Source organism: Lolliginicoccus lacisalsi (genome assembly GCF_014841105.1).
In the GTDB taxonomy this organism is placed as follows: domain Bacteria; phylum Actinomycetota; class Actinomycetes; order Mycobacteriales; family Mycobacteriaceae; genus Lolliginicoccus; species Lolliginicoccus lacisalsi.
This window is the reverse complement of sequence record NZ_JACYWE010000018.1, coordinates 1-5973: the sequence shown is the minus strand read 5'-3', so window position 1 is coordinate 5973 and position 5973 is coordinate 1. Positions and strand designations below refer to the sequence as shown.

At 67.2% G+C, this 5973-nt stretch carries 6 protein-coding genes; 3 read left to right on the top strand and 3 right to left on the bottom strand.

Annotated elements, in window-relative coordinates; translation table 11 throughout:
* Positions 1–63: 63 nt before the first annotated feature.
* Positions 64–1638, bottom strand: coding sequence for an adenylate/guanylate cyclase domain-containing protein (locus HT102_RS15675; RefSeq protein ID WP_192040394.1), 1575 nt, complete (start codon positions 1636–1638; stop codon positions 64–66).
* A gap of 100 nt (positions 1639–1738) precedes the next feature.
* Between HT102_RS15675 and nucS the strand changes: the two genes are divergently transcribed.
* Entirely contained in the window at positions 1739–2398 is a 660-nt protein-coding gene (gene nucS / locus HT102_RS15670) for an endonuclease NucS (protein WP_192040393.1), read from the top strand.
* Between the two features lie 81 nt (positions 2399–2479).
* Positions 2480–2848, top strand: a complete 369-nt coding sequence (locus tag HT102_RS16050; RefSeq protein ID WP_225443794.1) for an ATP/GTP-binding protein — start codon at positions 2480–2482, stop codon at positions 2846–2848.
* A gap of 41 nt (positions 2849–2889) precedes the next feature.
* On the opposite strand, the gene HT102_RS15665 is transcribed toward HT102_RS16050, so the two are convergent.
* Both HT102_RS15665 and mce read right to left on the bottom strand, forming a co-directional pair.
* Positions 2890–3867 carry a coiled-coil domain-containing protein gene (locus tag HT102_RS15665; protein ID WP_192040392.1) on the bottom strand — a complete coding sequence of 326 codons (978 nt, stop codon included), beginning with the start codon at positions 3865–3867 and terminating at the stop codon, positions 2890–2892.
* Between the two features lie 89 nt (positions 3868–3956).
* Positions 3957–4430 (bottom strand): methylmalonyl-CoA epimerase, encoded by a 474-nt coding sequence (mce, locus tag HT102_RS15660; protein ID WP_192040391.1) that lies wholly within the window; start codon positions 4428–4430, stop codon positions 3957–3959.
* Between the two features lie 174 nt (positions 4431–4604).
* Here mce and HT102_RS15655 point away from each other — a divergent pair, with 174 nt between their 5' ends.
* Entirely contained in the window at positions 4605–5789 is a 1185-nt protein-coding gene (locus HT102_RS15655; RefSeq protein ID WP_192040390.1) for an acetyl-CoA C-acetyltransferase, read from the top strand.
* Positions 5790–5973 lie beyond the last annotated feature (184 nt).

Here is a 5973-nt window from a genome sequence, read left to right as displayed (position 1 = left end):
CCGGCCCCGCTCGCATGCGCGCACCAGTTGCTTTGCCGCCGTGCCCCTAGGCTGAGCCGCGCCCTAGGCTGATTCGATGGGCTCGGCCGCAGCCTTGCGGGGCACAGAGACAACGGTCAGGGCCTCGCGGCCGCGGAGCTGGACCTCGCGCTCCGTCCGCCACTTGCGTGCCTCGCGCGGTCCCGCGGACTCCACGCAGTCCCCGGACGCCGCTATCCGGCCCGGAACCTTCTTCGCCTCATCGGAAAGCCGAGCAGCCTCGTTCACGGGATCCCCGATCACGGTGTACTCGAACCGCTCGTGCGCGCCCACGTTGCCAGCCACTGCCACGCCGCACGCCACACCGATCCCGGCCTCGCAATCAGGCACCTCCCGCTCGAGCCTCTTCATGATCGTTCGCGCGGCACGCAGTGCGGCGCCGGGGGCATCATCGATCTCCACGGGAGCCCCGAAGATGGCGAGCGCAGCGTCCCCCTCGAACTTGTTGATGAATCCTCCGTTGCGATCGACTTCCTCGACGACCACCGCGAAGAACCGATTGAGCAATGCCACAACCTCGGTCGGCGGCAACTGGGTCGCCAGTCTTGTCGACCCAATGAGGTCGATGAAGAACACTGCTACTGATCTTTCCTCGCCGCCTAGCTCCGCATCGTGGTCGAGCGCATGGTCGGCGACCGCGCGCCCCACATGCCGACCGAACAGATCGCGGATCCGCTCGCGCTCCCGGAGGCCTTCCGCCATCCGGTTGAAGCCCACTTGGAGGTCGCCGAGCTCGGATCCGTCGAATACAACGACCCGTGCATCGAGATCGCCCTTCTCGATCTTCCGCATGGCGTGGCGCACCACGCGCACGGGCGCGATGGTTCGCGACGTGTTCAGCAATTCCATGAATCCGCCGAAGAACAGGACGATCGCACCGAGCGCGAGGATGGAGACGATCAGTGAGGTGATCGTGGCGTCGTCGCGAATGGTGGCTGCCAGGGCGATGACCATCAAGCCGCTCACGGGAACGCCGGTGCCCACGATCCAGGAGACCATTGATCGGCTGATCGCGCCCGCGCGTCGCCCCGGGCTATCGCCGTAGGACAAGACCTCGGCCGCGACGGGCCGCAGCGCGAACTCGCTCAACAGGTAGGCGATCGCGCACACCACGATGCCCGCCGAGGCCAGCGTGAATGCCACCTTGGCGAGGATCTCGGGCTCGATGCTCCCGTACCAAACGGTGAAGACCACTAGCGCGGTGCTCCATAGCACCAGCTGGATGAACGTGAGCCGCCATGGGGTCGCGAGCGCGATACGTCGCTGGCGCTTGGTGGGGGCATCGCCGGTGCGGGACCATCGGAGATCCTTGAGGGCGCGCCGCGTTCCCCACACGATGCCCAATAGCAGTGCTGCGCCGATGAACACGGGGACGCCGACCAGGTTTGGCATAAGGAACTTGGTCTGCATGATCTCGGGGCCAGGCACCACCCAGATGATGAGCACCAGCACGATCGCGATACCGATGATGTTGGCGCTGACCAGGAAGAGGGTGAGGAGCAGTTGCACGCGAATCCTTCGCGCGGTCCGTCCCTCGTTCTCGCGTCCGAGCAGCCAGGAGCCTAGCGGTGATCGGGTGCTGGGGAGGACAGGACTCATGGTCCCAGAGTAGGGGAGCAGTGGCGCGGTCTTGGTAGGTTCGCCTTGTCGGCCCCGCGTGGCATTCGTTACCTGGCCCTCATGCACCTATTGTGGACGGGTGCGTTTAGTGATTGCTCAGTGCCAGGTTGATTATGTCGGACGCTTGACCGCTCATCTGCCGCTGGCGAAGCGGCTGCTGCTGGTCAAGGCGGACGGGTCGGTGAGCATCCATGCCGATGATCGTGCCTACAAGCCGTTGAACTGGATGAGCCCGCCCTGCACCTTGACCGAGAACGGCAACGAATGGGTCGTGGTGAACAAGGCGGGCGAGGAGCTGCGCATCACTATCGAGGATGTGGAGCTGGACGCGGCGCACGAGCTCGGCGAGGATCCCGGCCTGATCAAGGACGGCGTGGAGGCACACTTGCAGATCCTGCTCGCGGAGCATGTGGAGACCTTGGGCGATGGTTATCGCTTGGTGCGGCGCGAGTTCCCGACAGCCATCGGGCCCGTGGACCTGATGTGCCGCGATCCAGAGGGCATCAGCGTCGCGGTCGAGGTGAAGCGTCGCGGCGAGATCGATGGAGTGGAGCAGTTGACGCGCTACCTCGAGCTGCTCAACCGGGATCCCTTGCTGGCCCCGGTGCGCGGGGTGTTCGCGGCGCAGCAGATCAAGCCGCAGGCGCGGACGCTCGCGGCCGACCGGGGGATCCGCTGCCTGACCCTGGACTACGACGAGTTGCGCGGACTGAGCAGCGACGAGTATCGCCTCTTCTGACGTCCATGGTGCGCTTTCTCACGCCACCAAGGTCGGTGTGACCATTCGGGTGCTGGGTCCAGGCCGGATAGACTGATTCCCATGCCGCGCCGGAACACGCCCCAGCGGAACCCAAGCCAGCGACGTCGGTCGGGGCGTCGCTCCGGTACTGACGACGCGCGGCCGCTGGGCAACCAACTGGGCCACCACTCGCTGGGCCTCTCGGCTCCGCGTGCTGAGCACGGTTCCCCGAAGGGCTGGGGCGACGATGAGTTCCTGGTGCGGGATGTGCCGGGCAGTGCCGCTACCAAGGACTATCGCTGTCCTGGCTGTGATCAGATCATCGTGCAGGGTTCGGCGCACGTCGTGGCGTGGCCGAGCAGGCCCGGTGGCGCCGAGGACCGGCGTCACTGGCACCGCGGATGCTGGAACAGGCGCGCGACCCGCTCGGTGACCAGGAAATGGTCGTGATCGAAGCAGATCGCGCGCCTGTCGCAGGCCGTTAGCTCGTACTACTCGCCGGACCGCGAATCGTCGTCGGACTCGAACGGATCCTGCATCTCGCCGGTCGTCTCGCCATCGGTGGCGTAGCGGCGGGTGTTGCGGGAATTGTCGTCGATGGCATCATCGGCCGCGCTGCGCGCGCTGGTCTCGGAGTCGGTCTTGCCGAGCACACCAGGGAAGGCGTCGAACTGCTCCCGAACGCTGGCGATCTGCTTGAGCAGGTGATCCCGGACGGAGCCGAGCTCATCCACGATCTCGGTAGCGCGAGCGATGCGCGTGTTCGCGTCGCCCGTGGCCTCGTTGATCACATCCTCGGCCTCGGCGTGGGCCTCGTTGACGGTGCGGTCGGCCTCGCGGCGCGCACGGGCACGAAGCTCCTCGATCTCGCGGAGCGCCGCGGTGCGCTTCTCCGACATGGTGGCGTTGAAGTCCTCGAGCTCCTGGCGCTGCTGCGCGGCGGTCTCGGCCTCGATCTGGCGACGCTTGGCCTCGGCGCCCTCGACGATGCGCTCGGCCTCGCTGCGCGCACGGGCGAGGGTTTCCTTCTGCTCCGCCTCGAGGCGGGCGCGTCGCTGCGTCCACTCCTCGTACTCTCGCTTCTGCCGCGTCTCGAGCTCATGCGCGTTCTGCTCGGCGATCGACATCGTCTCGGCAGCGTCGGCACGGGCCTGCTCGCGCGTCTCGGTGGCCTCGTCAGCAGCCAGGCGCATCATGCGGGCGATGCGATCGCTGACATCCGCCGCCGACGTGGGCGCGGTCGCGAGCTGGTCCACATCCTCGCGCAGCGCCTGGATCTCGGCGCGTGCCTCATCGAGCTGGTAGGCGAGATCATTCGCCTGGGCGGCGATGGCATCGCGATCCGCCGCGGTGACGCGGATCTCCGCGTCGATCCGGCTCAGGTGCTCATGGACCTCGGTGCGATCGTAGCCACGCATCGCAATGCTGAACATCGTGCTGTGGGGGGTAGCTTCGGTGGTGCGCGCCATCGTTATCAGCCTCTATCGTGCGGTGCGCTTCCGTCCCGGGGAAGCCGCTGTCACTGGATCTGGTGAACACAGTGTGCACGTCATGGCTGTTATTGGTGGTGTGGCGCGCCGTGGGCGGGCTCAACAAGTTCGACGAGGATGCCGCCCGCGTCCTTGGGATGGACGAAGTTGATCCGCGAGTCGGCGGTACCGCGGCGGGGCTCGTCATAGAGCAGGCGGACGCCGAGCCCGATCAGATGCTCGGATACGGCGGCGAGGTCGGTGACGCGGTACGCGAGCTGCTGCATGCCGGGGCCGTGGCGATCCAGGAACTTCTTGATGGTAGAGCTGTCATCCAGGGGCGCGAGCAGCTGGATCGCGGTCGCCGCGGTGAGGTCGGTGCCCTGCGCCGCAGGGACGAGCATTGCCTCCTCGACGCCTTGTCCGTGGTTGGTCTCGCGATGGCCCACAACGAACCCGAAGGTGCGGCCGTACCACTCGATGGCCACGTCGAGGTCGGCCACCGCGATACCAACGTGGTCGACCGCCGTGATCAAGGAACCGATCTCAGGTGTGGACAGCATGTGTTGACGTTATCGTCGCGCTGCCAGGATTGCCCAATCCACGTGATGGACGCCACACGGAGGCGGCGGGCGCGGTGGCCCGGTAGTCTTGCGGGGCGCGGGAACGTGGACCCGTCAGGCATCGTCCACCCCTCGCCCCACACGCTGAGACTCGTCAGGAATGCGGAGGTTCGGATGACAACGTCGGTCATCGTCGCAGGTGCACGCACGCCCGTGGGCAGGTTGCTTGGCTCGCTCAAGGGGCTGAGCGCCGCCCAGCTCGGTTCGATCGCCATCGCCGGCGCGCTGGAGAAGGCGGGTGTCGCTGCCTCCGATGTCGACTACGTCATCCTCGGCCATGTGCTCCAGGCCGGCCAGGGCCAGCTGCCCGCGCGCCAGGCCGCAGCGGGCGCTGGCATCCCCATGAGCGTGCCGTCGGTCAACATCAACAAGGTGTGCCTCTCGGGGCTCAACACGATCGCCATGGCCGACCAACTCATCCGTGCCGGCGAGGTGGAGATCGTTGTCGCGGGCGGCATGGAATCGATGAGCAACGCTCCGCACCTGCTGCTCGGCAGTCGCGAGGGCACCAAGTTCGGCGATACCAAGCTCGTCGACCATATGGCGTTCGACGGCCTTCGCGATCACTTCACCGATGAGGCCATGGGCAAGCTCACCGATGACCGCAATGACTCCGACAAGGTCTCGCGCGAGGAGCAGGACGCGTTCGCCGCGGATTCCCACCAGCGGGCCGCTCGCGCCTGGGAGTCCGGGGTGTTCAAGGACGAGGTGGTTCCCGTGGAGATCCCCCAGCGCAAGGGCGATCCCGTGGTGTTCGACCGCGACGAGGGAGTGCGCGGGGATACGACCGCGGAGTCGCTCGGCAAGCTGCGCCCGGCGTTCCGCAGGGACGGGACCGTCACGGCGGGCAACGCTTCCCAGATCTCCGACGGTGCTGCCGCGGTCGTTGTGATGAGCAAGGAGAAGGCCGAATCGCTGGGACTGGCCTGGCTGGCCGAGATCGGGCCGCACGGCATGTCCGCCGGGCCTGACTCGACGCTGCAGTCGCAGCCGGCGCTGTCCATCGCCAACGCCTGCGCGAAGGCTGGCCTCGAGCCGACCGAGCTCGATCTCGTGGAGATCAACGAAGCGTTCGCTGCGGTCGGACTGGTCTCGGCGCGCGAGCTTGGTGTCAGCACCGATCGCGTCAATGTCAACGGTGGCGCGATCTCGATCGGTCACCCGCTCGGCATGTCGGGCGCGCGGATCGTGCTGCACCTGGCGCTCGAGCTCCAGCGCCGCGGCGGTGGCGTCGGGGCCGCGGGACTGTGCGGCGGTGGCGGCCAGGGCGATGCGCTGATCGTGCGAGTGCCCGCCTGAGCCTGGCTCGGCTGTCTGCGGCGCGGGCTGCGCGAGGCGGCGCGGGCGGTGCGAGGCGGCGCGGGCGGTGCGAGGCGGCGCGAGTCGGCGCGAGGCGGCGCGGGCTGCAAACGCGATAGAAGTTGCCGGAATCCCGGGGCAACTCGGTAGTTGTCAACCTGTTTGAGACAGGTTGGTGTTGATT

Excerpts from the sequence above, each read along its gene's own strand:
- HT102_RS15665 (WP_192040392.1), bottom strand. The coding sequence starts at position 3,867 with ATGGCGCGCACCACCGAAGCTACCCCCCACAGCACGATGTTCAGCATT.
- mce (WP_192040391.1), bottom strand. The coding sequence starts at position 4,430 with ATGCTGTCCACACCTGAGATCGGTTCCTTGATCACGGCGGTCGACCAC.
- HT102_RS15675 (WP_192040394.1), bottom strand. The coding sequence starts at position 1,638 with ATGAGTCCTGTCCTCCCCAGCACCCGATCACCGCTAGGCTCCTGGCTG.
- HT102_RS16050 (WP_225443794.1), top strand. The coding sequence starts at position 2,480 with ATGCCGCGCCGGAACACGCCCCAGCGGAACCCAAGCCAGCGACGTCGG.
- HT102_RS15655 (WP_192040390.1), top strand. The coding sequence starts at position 4,605 with ATGACAACGTCGGTCATCGTCGCAGGTGCACGCACGCCCGTGGGCAGG.